This window comes from Hydrogenophaga sp., assembly GCF_048549895.1.
Classification (GTDB): Bacteria; Pseudomonadota; Gammaproteobacteria; order Burkholderiales; family Burkholderiaceae_C; genus Hydrogenophaga.
On sequence record NZ_JBLYYB010000020.1, the window covers coordinates 13,714 to 38,772 of the forward strand.

Consider the following 25,059-nt stretch of genomic DNA (forward strand, 5'->3'; position numbering starts at 1 on the left):
CATTCAGTTGCAATATCAGACCCGTCGCTACACTCGCCGCCGATACCCCACCACTTGTCCCGGACCCCACTTTGCCCACCACACACCTCCTGCTGGCTCTCTCGGTGGTTTTTGTCTGGGGCACCAATTTCGTGGTGATCCGCTGGGGGCTGGACGGCCTGCCACCGTTCCTGCTCGCCACGCTGCGCTTCGCGCTCTCCGCCCTGCCCTGGCTGCTGTTCATTCCCCGACCCACCGCCCCCTGGCGCAAGCTCGCGGCCTTCGGCGTGCTGCTGGGCGTGGGTCAATTCGGCTTGTTGTTTCTGGCCATGCGCAGCAGCATCTCGCCGGGGTTGGCCTCGCTGGTGGTGCAGTTGCAGGTGTTCTTCACCATCGGCCTGTCGCTGTGGCTCATGGGCGAACGGGTGCGGGGTTTCCAGATCGCCGGGTTGCTGCTGGCGCTGTGCGGCCTGGGCGTGATCGCGGCCAACCTGGACGCCACGGTGACGATGGCCGGCATCGGCATGGTGCTGGGCGCGGCGTTCTTCTGGTCGCTGGCCAACCTGGTGGTGAAGTCGCTCGGGCCGGTGAACATGCTGCACTTCATGGTGTGGAGCAGCGTGTTCGCGGTGCCGCCTTTGTTCGCCCTGTCGTGGCTCATCGAAGGACCTGCGCTCATGCGCTCCTCGGTTGAACAAGCCAGCGGTCTGGTGTGGGCCAGCGTGCTCTGGCAAGCGGTCGGCAACACCTTGTTCGGCTACGGCGTGTGGAACTGGCTGCTGGCGCGCCACCCGGCCGCCACGGTGACGCCGCTGGCGCTGCTGATTCCCGTGTTCGGCATGGGGGCGTCGGCCTTGTCGCTGGGAGAGACCTTGCCTGGGTGGAAGCTGGGCTCGGCTGCGCTGGTGCTTGTGGGTCTGGCGGTGATCGTCTGCTGGCCGCTGCTGCAGGCCCGGCTCAAGCGGGCCTGAATCCAGCAGCCCGAGGCACTACTTCGCCAGACGCGCAAAGGTCTTGCGAAACTTTGCCACCTTGGGCGCCGCCACCATCATGCAGTAGCCCTGGTTCGGGTTGCGTTCGAAGAAATCCTGGTGGTATTCCTCGGCGGCCGAGTAGTTGTCCAGCGGTTTCACCTCGGTCACGATGGGTTTGCCGAAGGCCTTCTCCTGGGTGAGCTCGTCGATCATGGCCTGCGCCACCGCCTGCTGCTCGGGCGTGGTGAAGTAGATGCCGCTGCGGTACTGCGTGCCCACGTCGTTGCCCTGGCGGTTCAGCGTGGTCGGATCGTGGATCAGGAAAAAGATCGCCAGGATCTCGCGTGTGCTGATCTGCGCCGGGTCGTATTCCAGCCGCACCACCTCGTTGTGCCCGGTCGTGCCGGTGCACACCTGCTCGTAGGTGGGCTGCTTCACATGGCCGTTGCTGTAGCCCGACTCCACATCAAGCACGCCCTTGACCCCCACGTACACCGACTCGGTGCACCAGAAGCAGCCGCCGCCCAACACCAGAACTTCTTTGTCGCTCATCGTTTTCTCCAAGTGTTCTTCATGTGCATGTTTGCCTGCGTTGGTCGCGTGCGATGCAGGATTCTTTCAACGCCTCACTGTAGTGGCTGGGCAAAGCCACGCACCGCGCCCAGAAATGCCCCCAGCGCGGCCTGGTCTCTGTCGGTCTTCCACAGGCAGTGGGTCTCGTACGGCGGTGTGTCCACGTCCAGCGGGACAAACACCGCGCCGGGCAGCCCGGCCTGCTGCAGCGCCGCCGGCACGAGCGCGCAGCCCAACCCCTGCGACACGATGGACACCACGCTGAGCCAGTGGCGCAACTCGAAGCGGATCTCGGGCGAAAACCCGGCGTCGGCGCACAGGCCGAGGATGCGCTCGTGGTAATCGGGCGAGACGGCGCGCGACACCACCGCAAACGGCTCGCCTTGCAACCGTGCCAGCGACAAGCGCTTGCGCTTCGCCAGCGCATGGTCCGCCGGCAGGCAGGCCACGAACGGCTGGCGGGACACCAGGATCTGCGAAAAACCCGCCGGCACACGCGTGGTGTGCACGAAGCCGATGTCCAGCCGCTCGTGCATCAGGTCGATCAGCTGGTCGCTCGAACTCAGCTCGCGCAGCACGAGACGCAGCTTGGGGTGGTCCACCGCAAAGCCCTGCAGGATCTGCGGCAGCCCGCGGTAGAGCACGGTGCCGGCAAAGCCGATCTGCAAGCTGCCCAGCATGCCCTGCGACACCTCGCGCGCCTCGCGTGCGGCCAGTCCCGCCTGATCGAGCAGCGAGCGCGCCGCCGGCACGAACGCCTGCCCCGCAGCGGTGAGCTGCACGCCCCGGCTGTTGCGGGTGAACAGCTGGGCGCCCACCGAGGCTTCGAGCTGCTGGATGTTGAGCGACAGCGGCGGCTGGGTGATGGCCAGGCGCTGGGCCGCACGGCCGAAATGCAGCTCTTCGGCCAGCACCAGAAAGTAGCGCAGGTGGCGGAATTCCATGAATAGCTTTCCTGTATGGATGGATACCTATTCGATATTAGACAGGTATTCATGCCGGGCGGACAATGCACGCATTGCCACCCCAACACACGGAGACACCGACCATGCTTTCCCCCACCAAAGCCAAAGCCAGCTTCAGCTGGGAAGACCCGTTTCACCTCGACGCGCAGCTCACCGACGACGAGCGCGCCGTGCGCGACGCCGCCCACGCCTACTGCCAGGAAAAACTGCTGCCGCGCGTGACCGAGGCCTTCCGCCACGAGAAGACCGACCCGGCGATCTTCCGCGAGATGGGTGAACTTGGCCTGCTCGGCCCCACCATCCCCGAGGCCTATGGCGGCTCCGGCCTGAACTACGTGTGTTACGGCCTGGTGGCGCGCGAGGTCGAGCGCGTGGACTCCGGCTACCGCTCCATGATGAGCGTGCAGAGCTCGCTGGTGATGGTGCCGATCAACGAGTTCGGCACCGAAGAACAGAAGCAGAAGTACCTGCCCAAACTCGCCAGCGGCCAGTGGATCGGCTGCTTCGGCCTGACCGAACCCAACCACGGCTCCGACCCGGGCAGCATGGTCACCCGCGCGAAGAAGGTGGCCGGCGGCTACAGCATCTCGGGCAGCAAGATGTGGATCAGCAACTCGCCGATCGCCGACGTGTTCGTGGTCTGGGCCAAGGACGACGAAGGCTCGATCCGCGGCTTCATCCTCGACAAGGGCATGAAAGGCCTCTCGGCCCCGGCCATCCACAGCAAGGTCGGCCTGCGCGCCTCCATCACCGGTGAAATCGTGATGGACGGCGTGTTCTGCCCCGACGAAAACGCCTTCCCCGAGGTGCGTGGCTTGAAGGGCCCGTTCACCTGCCTGAACAGCGCGCGCTACGGCATCGCCTGGGGTGCGCTGGGCGCGGCCGAAGACTGCTACTTCCGCGCCCGCCAGTACGTGATGGACCGCCACCAGTTCGGCCGCCCTTTGGCCGCCAACCAGCTGATCCAGAAAAAACTGGCCGACATGCTGACCGAGATCAGCCTGGGCCTGCAGGGCTGCCTGCGCCTGGGCCGCATGAAGGACGAAGGCACGGCCGCGGTGGAGATCACCTCCATCTTGAAACGCAACAGCTGCGGCAAGGCGCTGGACATCGCACGCCTGGCGCGCGACATGATGGGCGGCAACGGCATCAGCGACGAGTTCGGCGTGGCGCGCCATTTGGTGAACCTGGAAGTGGTCAACACCTACGAAGGCACGCACGACATCCACGCGCTCATCCTGGGCCGCGCGATCACCGGTATTCAAGCGTTTTCCTGAAGCGGCGGAGGCGTGCTCCGTTGACCGGGGCTTTACCTTGGGGACACGGGAAGCGAAGGGGTGTGGGGTATATTTAATAACCCACCGGTCATTAAAATCCCCCGCATGCCTTTGTCCCCCGACACCAGCTCCCCCGTCGAGCCCGACGCTCCGCAGCGCCGTTCGCGGCGCAAGGAGGCGCGGCCGGGTGAGCTGCTGGACGCGGCGCTCACGCTGTTCGTCGAAAAAGGCTTCGCCGCCACCCGGGTGGAAGAAGTGGCGGCCATGGCTGGCGTGTCCAAAGGCACCCTCTTCCTCTACGTCCCGAGCAAGGAAGAGTTGTTCAAGGCGGTGGTGCGCGAGAACATCGCCGGCCGATTCACCGAATGGAATGAAGAGTTCGAGCGCTTCAGCGGCGACAGCGCCGAGCTGGTGCGCTACTGCATGCACTCGTGGTGGGAACGCATCGGCATGACGCCCGCATCCGGCATCACCAAGCTGGTGATGAGCGAAGCCGGCATGTTTCCCGAGATTGCGGCGTTCTACCAACAGGAAGTGATCGAGCCCGGCCACGACCTGATCCGCCGCATCCTGCAGCGCGGTGTGGACCGGGGCGATTTCCGACCCCTGCCCATGGAATACGCGGTCTACAGCCTGATCGCACCGATGATCTTCCTGCTGATGTGGAAACACTCCATGGCGCCGTGCTGCCCGGCGTCCGAACAGATCGACCCCATCGGCTTCATCGATGCCCAGGTCGACCTGTTGCTCTCGGGCATGCAGGTGCCCCGGCACCCCACCACCTTGGCCTGATCCCGCCGAATCGCCCGCGACCAACATGACTCCACGCCGCTCTTTGTCTTTCTGGATCAAGTGGCTGCTGCTCATCTTGCTGGTGCTCGGCGTTGCACTGGGTGTCACGCGCGCGCTGGGCAAACGCAAGGCCAACAGCGAAGCGGCGCGCGCCGCTGCCGAGTCCCTGCAGAAAACGCCCACCTACACGCTCTCGCCCACCGACGTGGTGACGGTACAAAACATCGAACTCACCCAGACCGTGGCCCTGTCGGGCTCGGTGGATGCGCTGCAGACCGCAGCCATCAAGGCCAGGACCGCCGGTGAAATCCAGGGCCTGAGCAAGCGCGAAGGCGACCCGGTGAAAGCCGGTGAGGTGGTGGCGCGCATCGACAGCACGGAAGCCCAGGCGCGCGTGCGCCAGTCCATGCGCCAGGCCGAGTCGGCGCAGGCACAGGTGGCGATTGCGCGGCGCACCTTTGACAACAACCAGGCCCTGGTGCGCCAGGGCTTCATTTCCAACACCGCACTCGACACCGCCAGCGCCAACCTCGCCAGCGCCGAAGCCACGCACCAGGCGGCGCTCGCCGCACTGGACATCGCGCGCAAATCGCTCGCCGACACCACGCTGCGCTCCCCGCTCACCGGCCAAATCTCGGCCCGACTGGTGCAGAACGGCGAACGCGTGGGCATCGACATGCGCGTGCTCGACGTGGTGGACCTCTCGGGCTTCGAGATGGAAGCCGCCATTGCGCCCGCCGAAGCGGTGGCCGTGCGGGTGGGGCAAACCGCGCGCCTCACGGTGGAAGGCTTGAGCGAACCGGTGCAGGCCACCGTGGCGCGCATCAACCCCAGCGTGCAGGCTGCCAGCCGCAGCGTGCTGGTGTACCTGCGCGTGCCCGCGCTGCCCGGCATGCGCCAGGGCCTGTTTGCGCAGGGGCACATCGTCGTGGGCTCGGTCAACGCGCTGGCCGTGCCCACGTCTGCCGTGCGCAACGACAAGCCGCAGCCCTATGTGCAGGTGGTGCGCGAAGGCGCGGTGGTGCATGTGCCGCTGCAGCCGGGCGCCACCGGCCTACTGGGCACCGAGCCCATGCGCGCGGTGGAGGGTTTGCCCGCCGGCACGCAGCTGCTGCGTGCGCAGGCCGGGTTGATCCGCGAGGGCACCGCCGTGCGCCTGAACACACCCGCCACCGCGCCCGCCACCGCCACCAACTGAGCAGCCCGCCATGTGGTTCACCCAGGTCTCCCTGCGCAACCCGGTGTTCGCCACCATGGTGATGATCGCCTTCGTGGTGCTGGGCATCTTCTCGTTCCAGCGCCTGCAGGTGGACCAGTTCCCCAACATCGACTTTCCGGTGGTGGTGGTGACCACCGCCTACCCGGGTGCTTCGCCCGAGATCGTGGAGTCGGAAGTCACCAAGAAGGTCGAAGAAGCCGTGAACGCGGTGGCGGGTGTGAACACCCTGACCTCACGCAGCTACGAAGGTTCGTCGGTTGTCATCATCGAATTCCAGCTCACGATCGACGGGCGAAAAGCGGCCGAAGACGTGCGCGAGAAGATCGGCATCCTGCGCCCGCTGCTGCGCGACGAGGTGGAAGAACCGCGCGTGCTGCGCTTTGACCCGGCGGCGCGCTCCATCTGGTCGGTGGCGGTCATTCCCGAAGCCGTGAACGGCAAGACACCCAGCGCGGTGGAGCTCACCACCTGGGCCGAACAGACCTTCAAGAAGCGGCTGGAGAACGTGCGCGGGGTGGGCTCGGTCACGCTGGTGGGCGGCACGCAGCGCGCCATCAACATCGAGCTCGACCCCTCGGCCATGGAAGCGCTGGGCGTGACCACCGAGCAAGTCACCAGCGCCGTGCGCAACGAAAACCAGGACCTGCCCGTGGGCACGTTGAAAACCGGCGAGAGCGAGCGTGTGGTGCAAGTGCTCTCGCGCCTGCAGAACCCGCAGGATTTTGGCGACATCATCGTGGCGCGCCGCGCCGGCCAGGCGGTGCACCTGTCGCAGGTGGCGACCATCAACGACGGCACCGAGGAAGTGCAGAGCCTGGCGCTCTACAACGGCCAGCGCACGCTGCTGCTGCAGGTGCAGAAGTCGCAGGACGAGAACACCATCGCCGTGACCGACGGCCTGAAAGCGGCGGTGGAAACGCTGCGTGCCGAGTTGCCACCGGGCATCCGGCTGGAGCAGATCGCCGACGGTTCGCGCCCCATCCGCGTGTCGGTGGACAACGTGCGCCGCACGCTGATCGAAGGCGCGCTGCTCACGGTGTTGATCGTGTTTCTGTTCCTGAACTCCTGGCGCTCCACCGTCATCACCGGCCTCACGCTGCCCATTGCGCTGATCGGCACCTTCTTCTTCATGAACCTCTTCGGGTTCACCATCAACATGATCACGCTGATGGCGCTCACGCTCTCGGTGGGTTTGCTGATCGACGACGCCATCGTCGTGCGCGAGAACATCGTGCGCCACGTGCAGATGGGCAAGACGCCGTTCAACGCGGCCATGGAAGGCACGCAGGAGATCGGCCTGGCCGTGCTGGCCACCACGCTTTCCATCGTGGCGGTGTTCCTGCCCATCGGTTTCATGGGCGGCATCATCGGCAAGTTCTTCCACGAGTTCGGCATCACCATGGTGGCGGCCGTGCTCATCTCCATGTTCGTGAGCTTCACGCTCGACCCGATGCTGTCGTCGGTGTGGCACGACCCGGAAATAGAGAAGCACGGTCATCTCGATGCACCGCGCAGCTTCTACGACAAGACCATCGGCCGTGTCACCGGCTGGTTCGACCGTTTCCAGGACGATCTGGCCGACACCTACCAGACCACGTTGCGCTGGTCGCTCAAGCACAAGCTGGCCACGCTGGGTGTGGCGCTGGCCACCTTCATCGGCAGCCTGTTCGTGCTGCCGCTGCTGGGCACCGAGTTCGTGCCCAAGGCGGACTTTTCGGAAACCTCGCTGAGTTTTCACACGCCGGTGGGCTCGTCGCTGCAGGCCACCGAGGCCAAAACGCGCGAGGTCGAAGGCATCCTGCGCCAGTTTCCCGAGGTGAAGTACACGCTGTCCACGCTCAACACCGGCAACGCCCAGGGCACCATGTACGCCAGCGTGTATGTGCGTCTGGTCGACCGCAAGGACCGCAGCCTGAGCGCCGACGCGATGTCGGCCCAGCTGCGCGAGCGCTTGCGCAGCGTGCCCGGCATCACCGTCACGCACGTGGGTCTGCTGGATGCCGTGGGTGGCAACAAACAGGTGGAGTTTTCGCTGCAAGGCGACGACCTGGCCGAGCTGGAGCGCCTGAGCGCCACCGTGATGGAGCGCATCCGCCCCATCGTGGGTCTGGTCGATCTGGACGCCAGCGTGAAGCCCAACAAGCCGACGGTGGACGTGAAGATGCGGCGCGAGCTGGCTTCAGATGCCGGCATGAACGTGGCCGCCGTGGGCGGCGCGCTGCGCACGCTGGTGGCCGGTACCACGGTGGGCAACTGGCGCGCGCAGAACGGCGAGAGCTACGACGTGAACGTGCAGCTGGCCGCCAGCGGGCGCGAGCGCGCGAGCGACCTGGCACAACTGCCGTTCATGGTGGGCACGGAGGCCGACGGCACGGCCCGCGTGGTGCGCCTGGGCCAGGTGGCCGAGGTGGTGGCTTCCACCGGCCCCAACCAGATCAACCGGCGCAACCTCAACCGCGAGGTGTCCATCAACGCCAACGTGTTCGGCCGTTCACCCGGCGAGGTGTCGGCCGAGATCAAGCAGGTGCTCGACAGCACACCCTTCCCACCGGGTTACCGCTACGAGTTCGGTGGCTCCACCAAGAACATGCAGGAGTCCTTCGGCTACGCCATCTCGGCGCTCGCCCTGGCCATCATCTTCATTTACATGATCCTGGCCAGCCAGTTCCAGAGTTTTCTGCAGCCGCTGGCACTCATGACGGCGCTGCCGCTCACGCTGATCGGCGTGGCGCTGGCGCTGCTCATGTTCGGCTCCACCATGAGCATGTTCTCGGTCATCGGCATCGTGCTGCTGATGGGCCTGGTGACCAAAAACGCGATCCTGCTGGTGGACTTTGCGATCCGCGCGCGAAACGGCCTGGTGGGCGAAGCGCCGATAGACCGCGAGTCGGCCCTGCTGCTGGCCGCGCGCGTGCGGCTGCGCCCCATCCTCATGACCACGCTGGCCATGGTGTTTGGCATGGTGCCACTGGCGTTTGCGCTCACCGAAGGCTCGGAACAGCGCGCGCCCATGGGCCAGGCCGTCATCGGCGGGGTGATCACCTCGTCGCTGCTCACCCTGGTGGTGGTGCCGGTGGTGTACTGCTACATGGACGATCTCGCCCGGTGGTGCCGGCGCAAGCTCGGCATGACCGCGGCCACACCGGTGGCGTCGGCTCCGTAAAATCCAGCCATCCCTTTCATCTTCCAGACGCCCCCAGGAGCCCACTCCATGACGACCACCCCCGCGCCCACCATCCACACCGGCTTTGACCACGCCCGCTTCAACATGATCGAGCAGCAGATCCGCCCCTGGGAGGTGCTCTCCCCCCAGGTGCTCGAACTGCTGTCGCGCATCCACCGCGAGGCGTTTGTGCCCACCGCGCACCGCGCCCTGGCCTTTGCCGACATGGAGCTGCCCCTGGTCCACCCCGCGGTGGACGGTCAGTGCATGCTGGCGCCGAAGGTTGAAGCCCGTCTGCTGCAGGACCTGGACCTCAAACCCACCGACAAGGTGCTGGAAGTCGGCAGCGGCAGCGGTCACATGGCCGCCCTGCTGGCCAGCCTGGCGCACAGCGTGGTCTCGGTCGAGATCGATCCGGTGCTGGCCGGCACCGCGCGCGAGAACCTGCGCAACGCGGGCATCACCAACGTGGAAGTCAAACTCGCAGACGCCGCAGCGCAAGGCTTTGCCGCCTGCAGCGCGGGCGGCCCGTTCGACGCCATCCTGCTCAGTGGCTCGGTCGCCGAAATCCCACCCGCCTTGCTCGCCTTGCTGGCGCCCGGTGGCCGGTTGGCCGCCATCGTGGGCCATGAGCCGATGATGCGCGCCACCATCGTCACCCGCGTGGCCGATGCCTCGTTCCAGACCGCACAGCCCTGGGACACCGTGGCGCCGCGCCTGCTGAACTTCCCTGAACCTTCGAGCTTTTGCTTCTGAAGTTTTCTCTCAAGGACATCCATGAAAGCGATTCAACCCGCGCAACTTGATGACTGGCTTGCGCACGCGGCCGGCGCAACGCCACCCGGCAGCCTGCCGGTGGTGCTCGATGTGCGCGAACCCTGGGAGCTGCAGACGGCGTCCGTCAAGGCCGAGGGCTTCGAGCTGCGCCACATGCCCATGCGCAGCGTGCCCGAGCGCCTCAACGAGCTCGACCGCGACCTGCCCATCGCCTGTCTGTGCCACCACGGCATGCGCAGCGCACAAGTGGCGAACTTTCTGACGAACCAGGGATTCACACAGATCGTGAACATCCACGGTGGCATACACGCCTGGTCGCAGGAGCGCGACCCCGCTGTGCCGGTCTATTGAACCGGCCCTGCCATCCACCGCCATCCGTTTCAAAGGAACTCCATGACTGTCCCGCACGCACCCGCTTCACAAGGGCACCGACCTTTCTCTCTGAGTCGGCTCGCCGTGGCCGCCGGCTTGGCCCTGGGTGCAGCCACGGGCGCACAGGCCCAGAGTCTGGTGGAGCTCTATGAAGCGGCGCGCGGTTTTGACGCCACTTACCTGGCGGCCCGTTCGCAATATGAGGCCAACCTCTTCCGCGCCGACCAGGCCAAGGCCGGCCTGCTGCCCGAGGTCGGCCTGGGCGCGGCCGCCAGCTGGGCACGTCGTGAAATCAACGGCGGCGCCGACACCAGCAGCAACAGCCAGAGCGCCACACTCTCGGCCAGCCAGCCGCTGTACCGCCCGGTCAACAAACTCAACAACGACCAGGCGCTGCTCTCGGTGGACGTGGCCAAGGCCACCCTCGCCCTGGCCGAGCAGGACCTGATCGTGCGCACCACACAGGCCTACTTCGACGTGCTCGCCGCCACCGACACGCTGGCTTTCGTGCGTGCGCAAAAAACCGCTGTGGCCGAACAACTCGCTGCGGCCAAACGCAACTTCGAAGTCGGCACCACCACCGTGACCGACTCGCGCGAAGCGCAGGCCAGCTTCGATCTGGTGGTGGCGCAGGAAATCGCCGCCGAGAACGACCTGCGCGTCAAACAGCTCGCGCTCAACCAGCTGGTGGGTCGGGCCGATGTGACGCCCAAACCGCTGGTGGCGCCAGTGGTGCTGCCCCCACTGTTACCCGCCGACCCGCAGGCCTGGGTGGCCCTCAATGACGAGACACACCCCACCATCCTGCAAGCCACCCGCGGGCTGGAGATTGCGCAACTGGAAACTCGCAAAGCCGAAGCCGGTCACAAACCCACCGTGGACCTGGTGGCGCAATACCAGGTGGCCCGCGCGCCCTCCACCAACACGCTCGCCCAGAACACCGTGCGCAGCAACAACACCAGCCTGGGTGTGCAGTTCAACATGCCGCTGTTCGCCGGCTACGCCATCCAGAACCGGGTGAAGGAAACGCTGGCGCTCGAAGACAAGGCCCGCACCGATCTGGAAGCCGCCAAGCGCGGCGTTGACCTGGCCACACGCAGCGCGTTCCTCGGCGTGATCTCGGGCCAGGGCCAGGCCAAAGCCCTGGAAGCTGCCGAAGCCTCCAGCCAGAGCGCCCTGGACGCCAACCGTCTGGGCTACCAGGTGGGCGTGCGCATCAACATCGACGTGCTCAACGCGCAAAGCCAGCTGTTCCAGACCAAACGCGATTTGGCCCAGGCCCGTTACAACGTGCTGCTCGGCGGCCTGCGCCTGAAGCAGGCCAGCGGCCGGCTGGTGCCTGAGGATTTGTTGCCGATCAATTCGTTGTTGGCGCCCTGAGCCACGCGCCTCAGCGGGTGCTGGCTTCGATCTCGGCCAACACCGCCGCCTCGGGCGCGGGCAGATCGCCTGCCTTCACCGCACGCAGGTACTGGTGGCGCATGCGCACCTGCAGCTCCCCCTTGTTTTTCTTGAGCAAGGGAATGCCCAGCAAGCGGATACTGGCGAAGCAAAAAGACGAGTGAAAGTTGCGCTTGTTCACCACCACGCGGATGTGGTCGATGGCCTGCAAGCGCCAAGCCTCTGACGTGTCGTCGTTCTGCAGCAACGCGTTCCGCGCCTGCTCCAGCGCCGGGTCGGTGTAGGCGCCGTACACCAGGGTCTGGCGCAGAAAAACCGCTGGCTGCTGCTCCACCGCCGCCATGAAGCGGTCTCTGGAGTACAGGCCTTCACTCGGCACACCGGCCGCAAACAGCGTGCGCGAGAAGCCGCGCTCGCCGCGCCGCACGGTCAGGTACTTGTTGCTGGTCGACACGTAGCCGTTCCAGTAGTTGATGAAGACCTCCGAGGTCAACACGCTGCGTTTGATCAGGAAGAAGTACGACAGAAAAATGCCGGCGTGCTCGGTGTCCGTTTCGGGCAGGTCCACATGCCGCAGCGCACCCAGAAAGCCGGCCTTGGACGCCTCCATCGATGCCAGCATGGTCTCGTTCTGATCCAGCGGAAACCACACGCTGTCGTTGAGGACGATCAAACTCTCGGGCGACACCGACCAATGCCACAGCAGGCGGATGCCATCGCGGTAACCGCCGAAGTCGTAACCAAAGTTCGGGCGCTCGACGAAGCGCCAGACCCAACGGCCGAGCAACGCTTCGTCGGCCGCAGACACCGGCGAGTTGGCGACCAGCACCACCGAGTAACCGCGCTCGCTCAGGTGTCGGCAAGTCGCCACCGCCGAGGCCGACATGCCGCGCGGCTGGTACACCAGAAAAATCGCCACCTTGGGGCCCAGCGACGCCGCACCGTTCATGACGCGAAAGCCGTTGGGGAACTGGCTGTCGAGCCGGCGCTGTCGGGCCGGGCCGATCAGCCGTTCGGGGATGGCCTGCAGTTGTTGGCGCGCGGTTTCCAGCTCACGGCGGATTTTCCAGGCCGGGATCATGCGGGGCGCTCCAGCGCTGGCACCGCGTCTGTTTCAGACGCGGGTGGACGCCACCCGGCCAGCAGCAAGGGCAGCACGGAGGCAAACAGATGCCGCTCGGTCGTGACCCAGAACGGCCCGTTGATGAAGCTGTCGACGAACAGGATGGCGAGGAACGCCACCAGCAGGTTGCGGTAGCGCACGCTCAGGTCAAAGGCCGCCACCCAGGCTCGTTGGAGCAGCATCACGTAGCCGACCAGGCCGAGCACGCCGAAGTCGACCGCCAGGAGAAGAAACTGGTTGTGGGGATGCACACAGGAGACCGCACACACACCCGCATCGGCGTAGATCTGCTCGGACAACACGCGGTAGCCCGCCGTACCGTGTCCCCACAAAGGACTGTCCATGAACATCTCGAGCGCGTTTTTCCACATGTCCAGCCGGTAACCGGTGGAGTTGGTGAACACGCCGGTGTCCTTGTACTGGGAGAACTCGGCAAACAGGGTGATGACACGCTCGCGCAGCAGGGGCGACGAGAGGAACAGCGCCACCGTGGCCAGCGCCACCACGACCAGTGCGCGCCAACGCCATGCCGCGGGCGCTGCCACCGCAGCGAGCGCGCAGACCATGGCGAGCAACACCACCTGGCCGGTGCGCCCCTGCAGCAGGTGGGTGATGCTGAACACCGTGAACGCAGCCACCAACACCCAGGCCCAGCGGATCGACTTTTCACGCGCGTCGATGGCGATCACCAGCGCAAGCGCCGTGAAGAACGACATGGCCAGACCCTGCGCGATGTAGTCGTTGAACACGTGGTGCGAGACACCCAATCCCTGTTGGTGCGAATCGGACCAGGGCACCTGGAACCAGATGTTGGCGTAGGTGCTCACCACCGTGACCACCGAGCCCACCGCAAACACCAGCAGACCCCGGCGCTGCCACCGGGAATCGTGAAACAAGGTGAGCAGCATCAGCATGAGCGGCAGCTTGCTGTAGACGTACAGGTGGTGAGCGATGTGGGCCTTGGGCGCATCGGTGTAGGTGATGCCCAGCAGCACCAACGCGCTGAGCAGCAGGGCCGGCAGCGTGAGCGGGTGGTGGCGGATCACATCGAACTTCCAGCGCCACCGGCCCGACAGCAACCAGCCGATCAGGATCAGCAGGATGCCGATGTTGACCAGGGCAATCGAGGTGGGCACACCGAGCAGCAACACCACAGCGCCACTTTTGGCGGTGGTGTCCATGGCGGATTCGAAACGCGCGCGCCAGGCGTGAAAGTCAGTCACCCGCAAAGGCCTTCTGCAGTGGCTTGAGCCAGAAGTCGGGGCGGTTGAGCACCTCCACGAATCCGGCGGCGGCGTGACCGGCACCGAAGGTGGTGTCGGTCTGAAACCGCTGTCCCCAGGTGTTCTGAAGGAAGCTGTCGATCACGGCAAGGTCCATCGCCGAACACGCGGTGATCGATGCACCGCTGGCGCGCCGGTTCTGCCGCGTGCCCACATCGAGGCTGGGCACACCGAGAAACGGCGCCTCACGCACACCCGCGCTGCTGTTGCCCACCATGGCCGAAGCGTTTTTCATGAGTTCGGAGAAGTAGTTGAACCGCATCGACGGGATCTGGCGGAAGCGTTCCTTGGGCAGCTTCTCCAGCACGGCAAAGATGTCTTCGGTGCCGGGGTCGTTGTTGGGGGCGATCACCACGAATTGGCGCCCGCTGGCTTCCAGCCGCGCGAACAGCGCCTGCGCCTGCGCACCGATGGTGTCGGCCTCCGAGGTCACGGGGTGGAAGATCACGATGCCGTAGTCGTCGAACGGGATCGCGTAGCGCTCCTTCACCTGCGCCAGCGTCACACCCGAAGGCCGCGCGTGGGTGTCGAGTTCGGGCGAGCCGATGTTGTAGACACTCTCGGGCGATTCACCCAGCGCGAGCACGCGCTGCTTCGCGCCTTCGGAGCTCACGAAGTGCGCGGCACAGAGTTTGGTGTTGCAGTGGCGGATGCTCTCGTCGATGGTGCCCGAGACTTCACCGCCTTCGATGTGCGCCGACGGGATGTACTTCATGGCGCAGACGATGGACGCGGCCAGCGCTTCGACGCGGTCACCGTGAATCACCACGAGGTCGGGCCGGTGCTCGTGAACGAAATCGGAGAACCCAAGAATGGTCTTGGAGAGGATGAAGTCCTGCGCATCGCCTTCGCGCTGGTTCACGAACTCGAAAAACTCGGCGCCGGGAAAGCGCTTCACCTCCAGCCGCGTTTCGCCGTAGCGCCGCATCATGTGCATGCCGGTGATGAAAAAGCCCACCGCGAACCCGGCTTGTTGGGCGGCCAGCGCGAGCGGTTCGAGCTTGCCAAAATCGGCCCGGGTGCCGGTGACGAAGAGCAGTCGTTTGGCGGTCATTCGAATCAGCTGTTGGCCAGGGGTTTCACACCGTCCAGATCGCTCCACAACAGCTGCTGGTTGCGTTTGACGGCGCGCGTGAGCTTCGCACCCACGAGGCGGTCGAAGTGCTGCACCGAAATCTCACCCGACCCTGGGCGGCGTGCCCAGATGTCGCTGGGCGTGACCACGTGGCCGGCGGGCAGGTCGCGGTCGGCCACCATGGAGCCGCGCGCAAAACGGTACACGTCTTCTTCGGGCGCGGTGCGCACCTTGGGGTTGTGCAGCGCGGTGTGGATCTCGCGCGAGCGGTCGATCAAGAACTTGAGCTCGGCCGGGTCCATGGAGCAGGAGATGTCCGGGCCCTTGCGGTAGCGTGTGTCGGTGAAGTGGCGCTCCAGGATGCAGGCGCCCAGCGCCACAGCCGACAACGCCATTTCGGGCCCGATGCTGTGGTCGGAGAAACCGATGACGGCACGCGGGAAGGCGCTCTTCAGCTCGGTGATGCCCTGCAGGCTGACAATTTCGGGCGGCGAGGGGTAGAGGTTGGTGCACTCCAGCAGCGCGTAGTCCACGCCCGCGTCGTCCAGCGCTTTCACTGACGGCCGCATGCCGTCAATCGTCTGCATGCCGGTGCTCATGATGACGGGTTTGCCGAAACTCGCGATGTGGCGGATCAGCGGCACGTGGTTGCACTCGCCCGAACCGATCTTGAACGCGGACACGCCGATGTCGTTGAGGAAATCGGCTGCGGCGCGCGAGAACGGCGTGGAGATGTAGATCATGCCGAGCGACTCGGCGTAGGTCTTGAGCGATATCTCGTCGTCTTTGGATAGCGCGCACTCTTCCATCACGTCCCAGATGGATTTGTCGGCGTTGGGCGGGAAGATCTGTTTGGCCTCGTCGGTCATCTCGTCGTCGACGAAATGCGTCTGGTGTTTCACCATCTCGCAGCCGGCGCGGTGCGCAGCCTGCACCATGCCTTTGGCCACGTCGAGGCTGCCGCCGTGGTTGATGCCGATTTCGGCCACGACCAGCGGAGGGTGGTTGGGGGAGATGTCGCGGTGGGCGATTTTCATGAGGGCCTCGTGCCGGGTGGCGTCAGGGAATTACAGGGAGCCGGCGTAGAACGCCTGGATTTTGGAGCGCATGAAGCCGAGCGTCTTTTCGCTCCAGATCAGCTTGCGGGACTTTTCGTCAACGATCACGTCACCCTCTTTGAGCGAGAGCAGTTTTTCGGGCTTGATCATCAGGCCGTTGAGCGTGACCGCCACCAACGATTGTCGGCGGCTGCGCACCCAGGGCAAGCGGGCTTTGATGTAGAGCCAGAAGCCCCAATAGAACATGAACTCACCGGGAAACTTGACGGCAAACGAGTTGGGAATGCGCACCATGTGCTCTTGCGCCACCCAGCTGATAAAGCGCTCGTCGGCCGCCATGGGCCGGAATTCAAGCCCGGGGTTTTGCTCCAGCAGCGCCTTGAAACGTTCGGCGATGAAGTGGCATTCGGCCGGGTGGTAAATCACGAAAGACGAGTTGCCGCGCGCATAACGGCGGCGCTTGGTCCAGCGGTACAGCGTGCGCCCGATCCAGCCGAACGGAATGATGGCGCTTTGCAGGATGGCCACGGTCTTGCTGTTCTGCATCAGTTCCAGCCCGGCGCCCAGGTCGCCGAGCACGATGGTGTCCAGATCCACGTAGATCGCGGGCAGGTCGGTGGGCACAATGCCGTGGTCGAACATCACCAGCTTGGCCTGGCAGCCCGAGGTCTTGAGCCGGTCTTGCAGCCAAAACTCGGGAAACCGCACCAGCTCGATGCGGTCCGCCAGATCGGGCCGCTCCCGGTCCGAAATCAGGATGAAGCGCGGCTGGGAGGATGCCTTCTCGGCGATGCTGCGCACCAGGTTGTTGATGAGCGCGGTCGAGTACTTGGTACCCCAGCAAATCATCACGCACTGCCAGGTCGGCGCCGTGTAGAGGTCCACGTAGTCGGTATTCATCTCATGGGCCATGTGCAGCCTCCAGCGCGGCTTCGCAGCGTTCGAAGTCGTCCAGCGAGTCGATGTCCTGGCTGCGCTCGGCCGGCATTTCCACCACGCCAATGCGCTCGGAGACAAAACTGCCGCTGGCCACAAAACGTTCGGCGTTCAACACGTACAACGCGCCGTTGGGCCGCACCACCGGTGGCAGGCTCTGGCGGTTGGCAAAGCAGTGCGCCGGGTCCGACAACGGCTGGAAACGGTTGCCGCGCAGCGTGCCCCACTTGAGCACGCCCCGGTCGGCGCTGGTGACCGACATGACGAGTTCGAAATAGCCGCCAGCGAACACGGCCAGCGCGGCCTCGATGTCGCTGCGAAGACGCAGCGGCGAGGTGGCCTGCAACAGCACCACCGTGCCGTGGCAGTCGGCACTCTGCAGTGCGTGCTGCAACACCGGCGCCATGGGCACGGTGTCGCCCGCCAGCTCGGCTGGGCGCTCCACCAGCGTCACCTGGGTGGGCAGTTCGGCCCAGAGCACCTCGGGGATGTCGGTGGTGATCACCACGCGCTGGGCACCGGCTTGCAGCGCCTGGTCCACCGCGTGGCGGTACAGCGGTTTGCCCGCCAGCGGGCGGATGTTTTTCGAGGGCAGGCCCTTGGATCCGGCGCGCAGCGGAATGACTGCGGTCCAGGCCGGCGTGGGAAGGGGCATCGGTGGTGTTCCTGTGTGGGGAGGCAGGCCGCGCGGTGCGGGTCTGCCCAAGGGCGTAACTATACTGAATGGCCTTCGTCCGGAGCCCCTGGAGCGACACGCAGGCAAGCCCGCCCGACCCGTTTCGTTTCCACCGATGGCCTCCCCCACTTCCACACGCACAGCGTCCCGCCCTTTTCCGCCCAGCTGGCGGCTGTCCGTGCTCATCGGCGTGTACGAAATGCTGTGGCACCTGCTGCTGCCGGTGTTCCTGCTGTTTTTGTGGAAACGCGGTCAGCGCGAGCCGTTGTACCGGGCGCACTGGGACGAACGTTTCGGTGCCGCACCGACCGGGCTGGACCGCCCGGTGTGGGTGCATTCCGCCTCCATGGGCGAGATGCGCGGCGCCGCCCCACTGGTGCGCGCCCTGCTGGCCGCCGGCTACCCGGTTTTCATCACCACCCTCACCCCGGCCGGCCGCACCGCCGCCCACACGCTGTTTGCCGAAGCGATTGCAGCGCAGCAGCTGCAGGTGAGCTATGTGCCGCTGGAGCTGGGCTGGGCGGTGCGCCGCCTGATCCGCCGGGTGCAGCCGCGCGCGGCGGTCATGACCGAGATCGACACCTGGCCAGTGCTGCTGGCCACCATCCGCCGCCGGGGGGTGCCGCTGGCGATGGCCAACGCCCAGTACCCCAAGAAAAGCATCGTGCGCGACCGCCAATGGGGTGGCTTTCGCGCCGGCATCTTCCAGGCCTACGAGCTGGTGCTCTGCAAGTCCGAAACACACGCCCAGCGCTTTCGCGACGTGGGTTGTGAGCGCGTGGTGATCGCGGGCGAAACCCGATTTGATCTGCCGGTGTCGCCGCAGCAGATCGCCGCAGCCCTTGCCCTGCTCGCGCCATGGCAGCTCGCCACCGCCGCCAGTGGGCAACGGCCGGTGCTGTGTTTCGCCAGCGCCATCGTGGGCGAAGACGAACAGTTCATCGACGCCATTCGGCAGGTGCAGGCAGGCCTGAACGCGGCGGGCCTGCCGCCACCGCTGGTGGTCTACGTGCCGCGCAGCCCGCAGCGGTTTGATGCGGTGGTGCAGATGTTCGAGGCCGCGGGCCTGCGCGTGGCCCGGCGCAGCCGCATGCTCGACGCTGCCCTGCAGCCCACCCCCGATGCGCCCGACATGGCCGGCATCGACGTGCTCATGGGCGACTCGCTGGGCGAGATGTATTTTTACCTCGCGCTCTCGCAGGTGGTGGTGGTCGGTGCGTCCTTCGTGCCCCTGGGCGCGCACAACGTGATCGAGCCGCTGGCGCTCAAAAAGCCGGTGATGGTGGGCCACAGCATCTGGGGTATCGAGTACCCGGGCGTGGAAGCATTGGCAGCGGGCGTGTTGCAACAGCACATGACGATAGCCAGCCTCTCGGCCGCGCTGGTGCAACTGCTCACCTCACCCGCCGACTACGCGCGCGCCATCGCAGGCGCCGAAGCCTTCTACGCCGAGCACGGCGGCGCCACCGCCAAACACATGGCCACGCTGGTGCCCTGGCTGGAAGCTCAATGACGGGCACGCGCCAGCCCTGGGCACTGCGGGCCTACCTGGTGGTGGCCGGCTGGCTGGCGCCGGTGTGGCGCAAGGGATTGCAGCGGCGTTTGCTGCGCGGCAAGGAAACGCCGCGCAGCGTGCGGCAGAAGCTGGGCAGCGAATACGCCGACCGTCCCACCGGCGTGCTGGTGTGGGGCCACGCGGTGGGCGTGGGTGAGTCCATGGCACTCGCCGGGCTGTTCGCCCGGTTGGCCGAGCAGCGACCCGACTGCAGTTTCCTCATCACCACCACCGCGCGGACTTCTGGCGATGCGCTGCGCCGCACCGGCCTGCCCGCGCGCTGCCAGCACCAGTTCGCCCCGGTCGACACGCCCGAGGCGGTGTCGCGTTTTCTGGACCACTGGCGGCCGTCGCTGGCGCTGTGGTGCGAGATGGACCTGTGGCCGGCGCTGATCGCCGAGACCGACGCCCGCGCCATTCCACGCGCCCTGGTCAATGCGCGGCTGTCGCCCGAATCGCTGGCCAAACGCCGCTGGGGCCGCTGGCTCTACCAGGCGCTGCTGCCGGGTTTTCACGAGCTGTTTGCGCAAAACGAAATCACCGCCGACGCGCTGGTGGTGCTCGGCGCGCCGCGCGAACGCATCACCATCAGCGGCACGATCAAGGCGTTGGTGCCGCCGCTGGCTTGTGATGCGGACGATCTGGACACCTGGCAACAAGCGCTCGCCGGCCGGCCGGTGTGGTTGGTGGCATCGAGCCACCCCGGCGAAGAAGAACTCGCGCTTGCAGCCCACGCGCGGCTGCGCGAAGAGCGGCCCGACGCGCTGCTGATCATTGCGCCGCGAGCGCCCGCACGAGGTCTTGACGTGGCATCGCTGGCGGCAGCCGCGGGCCTGCAAGACGTGCCCCTGCGCAGCACCGGCGCCCACACCGCCACCGAAGCCCCGGTCTACATCGCCGACACCATCGGCGAAATGGGCCTGTGGTACCGACTCGCGCCGGTGGCGCTGGTGGGCGGCTCGTTCGCCAGCGTGGGTGGCCACAACCCGCACGAGCCGCTGGCGCTGGGCTGCGCCGTGCTGCATGGGCCGAATGTGTGGAACTTTGCCGAGAGCTATGAGCGCCTCGGCGGCCTGCGCCAGGCCCGGCTGGTGAACAGCGAAGCCGATGTGGCGTTGGAAGTGGCGGTGGTGTGGAGCGCCAACCGGCCCGTGGACACCACCGCCCTGGTGGACACGCAGGCCGAAGCGGTCATCGAGCGCGTGCAGGCCCTTTTGCCGCCTTTGCGCTGATCGGGTTCAGTGGGCGCTGGCGCCCACCACGGCGTCGGGTTTGGCGCTTTTCAGCAAGGCCAGCATCACCGCTTCAATGCGGTGCAGCGCCTCGGTGGTCTGCCCCTCAAAGCGCAACACCAGCACCGGCGTGGTGTTGGACGCACGGATCAACCCAAAACCATCGGGCCAGTCGACCCGCACACCGTCGATGGTGGAGAGCTTGGCCGGTGCGTCGAACTTCGCCAGCGCGACCAGCTTGTCCACCACCGCGTGCGGCTCGCCCTCGGCGCAGGCCACGTTGAGTTCGGGCGTGCTGAAGCTGGTGGGCAAGGCGTTGAGCACGGCGCTGGCGTTCGGGCTGCGGCTCACGATCTCGAGCAGGCGCGCACCGGCGTAGGTGCCGTCGTCAAAGCCGTACCAACGTTCCTTGAAGAAGATGTGGCCGCTCATCTCACCACCGAGCGGGCTGTCCAGCTCCTTCATGCGGGCCTTGATCAGCGAATGGCCGGTCTTGTAGATGTGGGCCACGCCGCCAGCCGCTTCGATGGCCGGCGCAAGGCGCTGCGAGCACTTCACGTCGAACACGATGTCGCCACCGGGCACGCGCGAGAGCACGTCTTGCGAGAACAGGATCATCTGGCGGTCGGGGTAGATGTTGTTGCCCTCTTTGGTGACGATGCCCAGGCGGTCACCGTCGCCATCGAACGCCAGGCCGAGCTCGGCGTCGGTCTCGCGCAGCGCGCGCATCACGTCCTGCAGGTTCTCGGGTTTGCTCGGGTCGGGGTGGTGGTTGGGAAAGTTGCCGTCCACCTCGCTGAAAAGCTCAACCACCTCACAACCCAGCGCGCGAAAGATCGCGGGCGCCGACGCACCGGCCACGCCGTTGCCGCAATCCACCACGATCTTCATGGGGCGCGAGAGTTTGATGTCGCCCACGATGCGGGCCTGGTAGGCCGCCTGCACGTTGATCAGGCGCACACGCCCGCCGTCGGTGCGCGTGTGTGATTCGGCTTCCATGGTCTTGCGCAGCGCCTGGATGTCGTCGCCATAGATCGCGCGCCCACCCAGCACCATCTTGAATCCGTTGTAGTCCTTGGGGTTGTGGCTGCCCGTCACCTGAATGCCGCTGGTGCACAGCGTGGCGGCGGCAAAGTACAGCATGGGCGTGGTCGCCAGACCGATGTCGATCACGTCCACACCGGCGGCCACCAGACCACGGATCAACGCGGCCGACAAGGCCGGGCCGCTCAAGCGCCCGTCTCGTCCCACGGCCACGCTCTTCTCGCCCAGCTTCATGGCCTGCGTGCCGAAAGCCAGACCCAACGCCTCGGCCACGTCTTCGTTGAGGGCGGTGGGCGTCACGCCGCGGATGTCGTAGGCCTTGAAAATCGAAGGGGTGACTTGCATGGGGGTGTCCTGGGGTCGGGGAGGTTGGGCCATTGTAGGAGTGGCCTTTCACGCCTCAAAAGGCACATGTCCGGAAACGGCCAGCCAAGCCCATCCGAACGGCCTACCATGGCAGCCATGAACCGCCCAGACCGCATCGACGACGACGCCTGTTACCGCGCGCTGTGCTCGCACGACGCGCGCTTCGACGGGCAGTTCTTCACCGCCGTCACCTCCACCGGCATCTATTGCCGCCCGGTCTGCCGCGTGCGCACACCCCGGCGCGAGAACTGCCGCTTCTTCGAGCACGCGGCGCAGGCCGAGCACGCGGGCTTTCGCCCCTGCCTGCGCTGCCGCCCCGAGCTGGCACCGATGGACCGCCACTGGTCCACCGAAGACGCCTCCGCCATCCTGCTGCAGCAGGCCACGCTCTGGCTCGACGACCCGCAACACTGGCGCGATGCAGAAGGCAACATGGGCGAACGCCTGGCCGCGCGCCTGGGCGTGAGCGACCGCCACCTGCGCCGCGTGTTCGAAGACCGGCTCGGTGTCTCGCCGCTGCAATACCTGCTCACGCGCAAGCTGCTCACCGCCAAACAACTGCTGGCCGACACCGACCTGCCCGTCACCCAGATCGCGCTCGCCAGCGGCTTTGGGAGCGTGCGGCGGTTCAACGCCGCCTTTCTCGACCACTACCGCCTGAACCCGACCCAACTGCGGCGCGTGACCAGCAGCCGCGACAGCGGCCCGGGCACCACGGTGCGCCTGGGCTACCGGCCGCCCTACGACGTGGCGGCCACGCTGGCGTTCTTCCGGCAGCGCCTGATCGAGGGTGTGGCCTTCGTCGACGACAGGCTGCGCCTCGGGCAGACCTTGCGCATGGACATCGGCGAGCGCAGCCACCGCGGCTGGTTGCTGGCCGAGTTCGATGAGGCGCGTTGCCAGCTCATGCTGCGCGTGAGCGACGAGCTGCGCGAGGTGCTGCCGCAGGTGATCCACCGCCTGCGCGCCGCGCTCGACCTGGACGCCGACCCGAGCGCGATCAACGCCGTGCTGCAGGGCGCGTTCCCGGCCGGTAACGGCCTGCGTGTGCCGGGCGCGCTCGACGGCTTCGAACTCGCGATGCGCGCCGTGCTCGGCCAGCAGATCACCGTGGCGGCCGCGCGCACGCTCGCGCAGCGGCTGGTGAACCGGTTCGGCGAGCCCATCGACACACCGTTTGCGGAACTCACCCGGCTGTTTCCGGCGCCCGAGGTGCTGGCGCAGGCCGGTGGCGACGCGCTCGGCGAACTGGGCATCGTCAAACAACGCCAGGCCGCCATCGTGGCGCTGGCGCGGGGCGTGGCCGAACACGGCCTGGTGCTCAACGGCAGCGCTGATGTGCCGGACACCATCACCGCGCTCAAGGCACTGCCCGGCATCGGCGACTGGACGGCTCAGTACATCGCCATGCGCGCGCTGCGCTGGCCCGACGCCTTTCCTGCCGGCGACGTGGCGCTGCACAAAGCCCTGGGCGTGCAGGACCACAAACACCCGGGGCGCGAGGCCGAAGCCGTGTCACAAGCCTGGAAACCCTGGCGCAGCTACGCCGTCATCCGGGCCTGGTCGGCTGGCCATGTCTCACCCACAGGAGCATCCGCATGAAACACGATCCCCTCACCGTCTTCACCGCATGGCAAAGCCCACTGGGCGCCATGACCCTGGCGGCCACACCGCGCGGCCTGAGCGGTGTCTGGTTTGACGGCCAGCGCCACGGACCCGACGCCTCGTCCTGGCGCCACGATCCCGCGCACCCCGTGCTGCAAGCCGCCATCCAGCAACTCGGCGAGTATTTCGCGGGGCGGCGCACCACCTTCGACCTGCCGCTGGACTTGCAGGCCGGCACGCCGTTTCAGCAACAGGTGTGGCAGGCGCTGTTGCGCATTGCACCCGGCGCCACCACCAGCTACGGCAGCCTGAGTGCCGCGATCGGCAAGCCCGCCGCCGTGCGCGCGCTCGGCGCTGCGGTGGGCCGCAACCCGGTCAGCATCGTGGTGCCCTGCCACCGCGTGCTGGGTGCCGACGGCTCGCTCACCGGCTACGCCGGCGGTCTGGAACGCAAGACGGCTCTGCTGTCGCTGGAAGGCGCCACCCCGCTCTGAAACATCCGGCCACCTAGTCGGGCGGCGCATCAATGGCGCTCCCATCCAGCATCAATGTCCTCCCTGCACGCCCACAGTGCGCATGCATACTTTCACGCCATGAACCCCGTCCTCGCCCTGGAATTTGTCCTGCTCGCCGCCCTCTGGGGTTCGTCGTTTCTCTTCATGCGATTGGGTGCCTCCGAGTTCGGCATCGTGCCCACCGCCGGCTTGCGGGTGGCACTGGCCGCGCTGTTTCTGCTGCCGGTGTTTCTGGTCAAAGGCGTCTGGGCGGACTTTCGCCAACGCGCCAAAGCCATTCTGTTCGTCGGCCTGCTCAACTCGGGCATCCCGTTCATGCTGTTCGCGTTCGCGGTGATGCACATCACCACCGGGTTGACCTCCATCCTGAATGCCACGGTGCCGCTCACGGGTGCACTCGTTGCGTGGCTCTGGCTCAAGGACCGTCCGGGTGGCTCGCGCATGCTGGGCCTGGCCATTGGTTTTGCCGGGGTCACGCTGCTGGTGCTCGGCAAGTCGGGTTTCAGCGCCACCGGCGTGGCCGGCGCGGGCTCCACCGGCATCACGCTGCTGGCCATGGGGGCCTGCCTGCTCGCCACCCTGTGTTATGGCCTGGCCGCCAGCTTCACCAAGCGTTACCTCACCGGCGCCCACCCCTTGGCCACCGCCACCGGCAGCCAGATCGGCGCCGCGCTCGGCCTGGCGGTGCCCATGCTGTGGTTCTGGCCCACCGAGCCCGTGAGCTTCACGGCATGGGCCGCGGTCGCGGCGGTGGCGCTGTTGTGCACATCCATCGCCTACATCCTGTTCTTTCACATCATCGAACAGGCTGGCCCGAGCAAGGCGCTCACCGTCACCTTCCTCGTGCCGGTGTTCGCACTGGCCTACGGCGCGCTGTTTTTGAGCGAGACCATCACGCCGTGGATGGTGGGATGCGGTCTGGTGATCATCTGCGGCACGGCGCTCTCCACCGGGCTCGTGCGGTTTCGGTGGCTGGAGCGGGCGACCTGACCGAGGAACAGACGAAAAAAATCACCGGAGTCTTGCGACTGCGGTGACTTGATTCTTGACTGGCGGAGTGGACGGGGCTCGAACCCGCGACCCCCGGCGTGACAGGCCG

The 25,059-nt window shown here is 66.4% G+C and carries 22 protein-coding genes; 13 read left to right on the plus strand and 9 right to left on the minus strand.

Features of this window, described 5'->3' with window-relative positions; genetic code table 11:
* Positions 1 to 71 precede the first annotated feature (71 nt).
* Entirely contained in the window at positions 72 to 950 is an 879-nt protein-coding gene (locus ACN4F8_RS01695; RefSeq protein WP_419471990.1) for an EamA family transporter, read from the plus strand.
* Between the two features lie 18 nt (positions 951 to 968).
* Here ACN4F8_RS01695 and msrA read toward each other — a convergent pair whose 3' ends face one another.
* Together msrA and ACN4F8_RS01705 are read right to left on the minus strand one after the other, a co-directional pair.
* The gene (msrA, locus tag ACN4F8_RS01700) at positions 969 to 1,505 is read right to left on the minus strand and encodes a peptide-methionine (S)-S-oxide reductase MsrA (protein WP_419471991.1); all 537 of its coding nucleotides are present in this window, start codon (positions 1,503 to 1,505) and stop codon (positions 969 to 971) included.
* A gap of 74 nt (positions 1,506 to 1,579) precedes the next feature.
* Positions 1,580 to 2,470 (minus strand): LysR family transcriptional regulator, encoded by an 891-nt coding sequence (locus tag ACN4F8_RS01705; RefSeq protein ID WP_419471992.1) that lies wholly within the window; start codon positions 2,468 to 2,470, stop codon positions 1,580 to 1,582.
* A gap of 104 nt (positions 2,471 to 2,574) precedes the next feature.
* On the opposite strand from ACN4F8_RS01705, the gene ACN4F8_RS01710 reads away from it, so the two are divergent.
* The 7 genes from ACN4F8_RS01710 to ACN4F8_RS01740 all read left to right on the plus strand — a co-directional run bounded on the left by ACN4F8_RS01710 (position 2,575) and on the right by ACN4F8_RS01740 (position 11,471).
* A complete protein-coding gene (locus ACN4F8_RS01710) occupies positions 2,575 to 3,768 on the plus strand; it encodes an acyl-CoA dehydrogenase (RefSeq protein ID WP_419471993.1) in 1,194 nt (397 codons plus the stop codon).
* A 105-nt stretch (positions 3,769 to 3,873) separates the two neighbouring features.
* Complete coding sequence (locus ACN4F8_RS01715) at positions 3,874 to 4,560, plus strand: TetR/AcrR family transcriptional regulator (RefSeq protein WP_419471994.1); 687 nt, start codon at positions 3,874 to 3,876, stop codon at positions 4,558 to 4,560.
* Between the two features lie 25 nt (positions 4,561 to 4,585).
* Positions 4,586 to 5,758 carry an efflux RND transporter periplasmic adaptor subunit gene (locus tag ACN4F8_RS01720; protein WP_419471995.1) on the plus strand — a complete coding sequence of 391 codons (1,173 nt, stop codon included), beginning with the start codon at positions 4,586 to 4,588 and terminating at the stop codon, positions 5,756 to 5,758.
* 10 nt (positions 5,759 to 5,768) lie between these two features.
* Positions 5,769 to 8,942, plus strand: a complete 3,174-nt coding sequence (locus ACN4F8_RS01725; protein ID WP_419471996.1) for an efflux RND transporter permease subunit — start codon at positions 5,769 to 5,771, stop codon at positions 8,940 to 8,942.
* A gap of 48 nt (positions 8,943 to 8,990) precedes the next feature.
* The gene (locus ACN4F8_RS01730; protein WP_419471997.1) at positions 8,991 to 9,698 is read left to right on the plus strand and encodes a protein-L-isoaspartate O-methyltransferase family protein; all 708 of its coding nucleotides are present in this window, start codon (positions 8,991 to 8,993) and stop codon (positions 9,696 to 9,698) included.
* Between the two features lie 21 nt (positions 9,699 to 9,719).
* Positions 9,720 to 10,070, plus strand: a complete 351-nt coding sequence (locus ACN4F8_RS01735) for a rhodanese-like domain-containing protein (protein ID WP_419471998.1) — start codon at positions 9,720 to 9,722, stop codon at positions 10,068 to 10,070.
* Positions 10,071 to 10,112: 42 nt separating this feature from the next.
* A complete protein-coding gene (locus tag ACN4F8_RS01740; RefSeq protein WP_419471999.1) occupies positions 10,113 to 11,471 on the plus strand; it encodes a TolC family outer membrane protein in 1,359 nt (452 codons plus the stop codon).
* Positions 11,472 to 11,481: 10 nt separating this feature from the next.
* Here the strand turns inward: ACN4F8_RS01740 and ACN4F8_RS01745 are convergent, their stop codons facing one another.
* From ACN4F8_RS01745 to ACN4F8_RS01770, 6 genes are read right to left on the minus strand one after another with little or no spacing between them, the layout of a single operon-like run.
* On the minus strand, positions 11,482 to 12,573 hold the full coding sequence (locus ACN4F8_RS01745) for a rhamnan synthesis F family protein (RefSeq protein ID WP_419472000.1): 1,092 nt from the start codon (positions 12,571 to 12,573) through the stop codon (positions 11,482 to 11,484).
* A complete protein-coding gene (locus ACN4F8_RS01750) occupies positions 12,570 to 13,838 on the minus strand; it encodes an O-antigen ligase family protein (protein WP_419472001.1) in 1,269 nt (422 codons plus the stop codon). The genes ACN4F8_RS01745 and ACN4F8_RS01750 overlap by 4 nt, the downstream gene beginning before the upstream one ends.
* Positions 13,831 to 14,952 (minus strand): UDP-N-acetylglucosamine 2-epimerase, encoded by a 1,122-nt coding sequence (gene neuC, locus ACN4F8_RS01755; protein WP_419472002.1) that lies wholly within the window; start codon positions 14,950 to 14,952, stop codon positions 13,831 to 13,833. The genes ACN4F8_RS01750 and neuC overlap by 8 nt, the downstream gene beginning before the upstream one ends.
* Before the next feature lie 5 nt (positions 14,953 to 14,957).
* Positions 14,958 to 16,010 carry an N-acetylneuraminate synthase family protein gene (locus tag ACN4F8_RS01760; protein WP_419472003.1) on the minus strand — a complete coding sequence of 351 codons (1,053 nt, stop codon included), beginning with the start codon at positions 16,008 to 16,010 and terminating at the stop codon, positions 14,958 to 14,960.
* A gap of 30 nt (positions 16,011 to 16,040) precedes the next feature.
* Positions 16,041 to 16,943: a hypothetical protein gene (locus ACN4F8_RS01765; RefSeq protein WP_419472004.1), complete on the minus strand. Its 903-nt coding sequence runs from the start codon at positions 16,941 to 16,943 to the stop codon at positions 16,041 to 16,043.
* Entirely contained in the window at positions 16,933 to 17,622 is a 690-nt protein-coding gene (locus ACN4F8_RS01770; RefSeq protein ID WP_419472005.1) for a cytidylyltransferase domain-containing protein, read from the minus strand. Before ACN4F8_RS01770 ends, ACN4F8_RS01765 begins: the two co-directional genes overlap by 11 nt.
* Positions 17,623 to 17,758: 136 nt before the next feature.
* Here ACN4F8_RS01770 and ACN4F8_RS01775 point away from each other — a divergent pair, with 136 nt between their 5' ends.
* Both ACN4F8_RS01775 and ACN4F8_RS01780 read left to right on the plus strand, forming a co-directional pair.
* On the plus strand, positions 17,759 to 19,156 hold the full coding sequence (locus tag ACN4F8_RS01775) for a 3-deoxy-D-manno-octulosonic acid transferase (RefSeq protein ID WP_419472006.1): 1,398 nt from the start codon (positions 17,759 to 17,761) through the stop codon (positions 19,154 to 19,156).
* Positions 19,153 to 20,430: a 3-deoxy-D-manno-octulosonic acid transferase gene (locus tag ACN4F8_RS01780; protein ID WP_419472007.1), complete on the plus strand. Its 1,278-nt coding sequence runs from the start codon at positions 19,153 to 19,155 to the stop codon at positions 20,428 to 20,430. The genes ACN4F8_RS01775 and ACN4F8_RS01780 overlap by 4 nt, the downstream gene beginning before the upstream one ends.
* 6 nt (positions 20,431 to 20,436) lie before the next feature.
* On the opposite strand, the gene ACN4F8_RS01785 is transcribed toward ACN4F8_RS01780, so the two are convergent.
* Positions 20,437 to 21,819, minus strand: coding sequence for a phosphomannomutase/phosphoglucomutase (locus ACN4F8_RS01785; protein ID WP_419472008.1), 1,383 nt, complete (start codon positions 21,817 to 21,819; stop codon positions 20,437 to 20,439).
* Positions 21,820 to 21,936: 117 nt separating this feature from the next.
* Between ACN4F8_RS01785 and ACN4F8_RS01790 the strand changes: the two genes are divergently transcribed.
* From ACN4F8_RS01790 to ACN4F8_RS01800, 3 genes are all read left to right on the plus strand, one after another.
* Entirely contained in the window at positions 21,937 to 23,442 is a 1,506-nt protein-coding gene (locus ACN4F8_RS01790) for a DNA-3-methyladenine glycosylase 2 family protein (protein ID WP_419472009.1), read from the plus strand.
* On the plus strand, positions 23,439 to 23,939 hold the full coding sequence (locus tag ACN4F8_RS01795; protein ID WP_419472010.1) for a methylated-DNA--[protein]-cysteine S-methyltransferase: 501 nt from the start codon (positions 23,439 to 23,441) through the stop codon (positions 23,937 to 23,939). Before ACN4F8_RS01790 ends, ACN4F8_RS01795 begins: the two co-directional genes overlap by 4 nt.
* A 99-nt stretch (positions 23,940 to 24,038) precedes the next feature.
* A complete protein-coding gene (locus tag ACN4F8_RS01800) occupies positions 24,039 to 24,950 on the plus strand; it encodes a DMT family transporter (RefSeq protein ID WP_419472011.1) in 912 nt (303 codons plus the stop codon).
* The last annotated feature ends 109 nt before the right edge of the window (positions 24,951 to 25,059 follow it).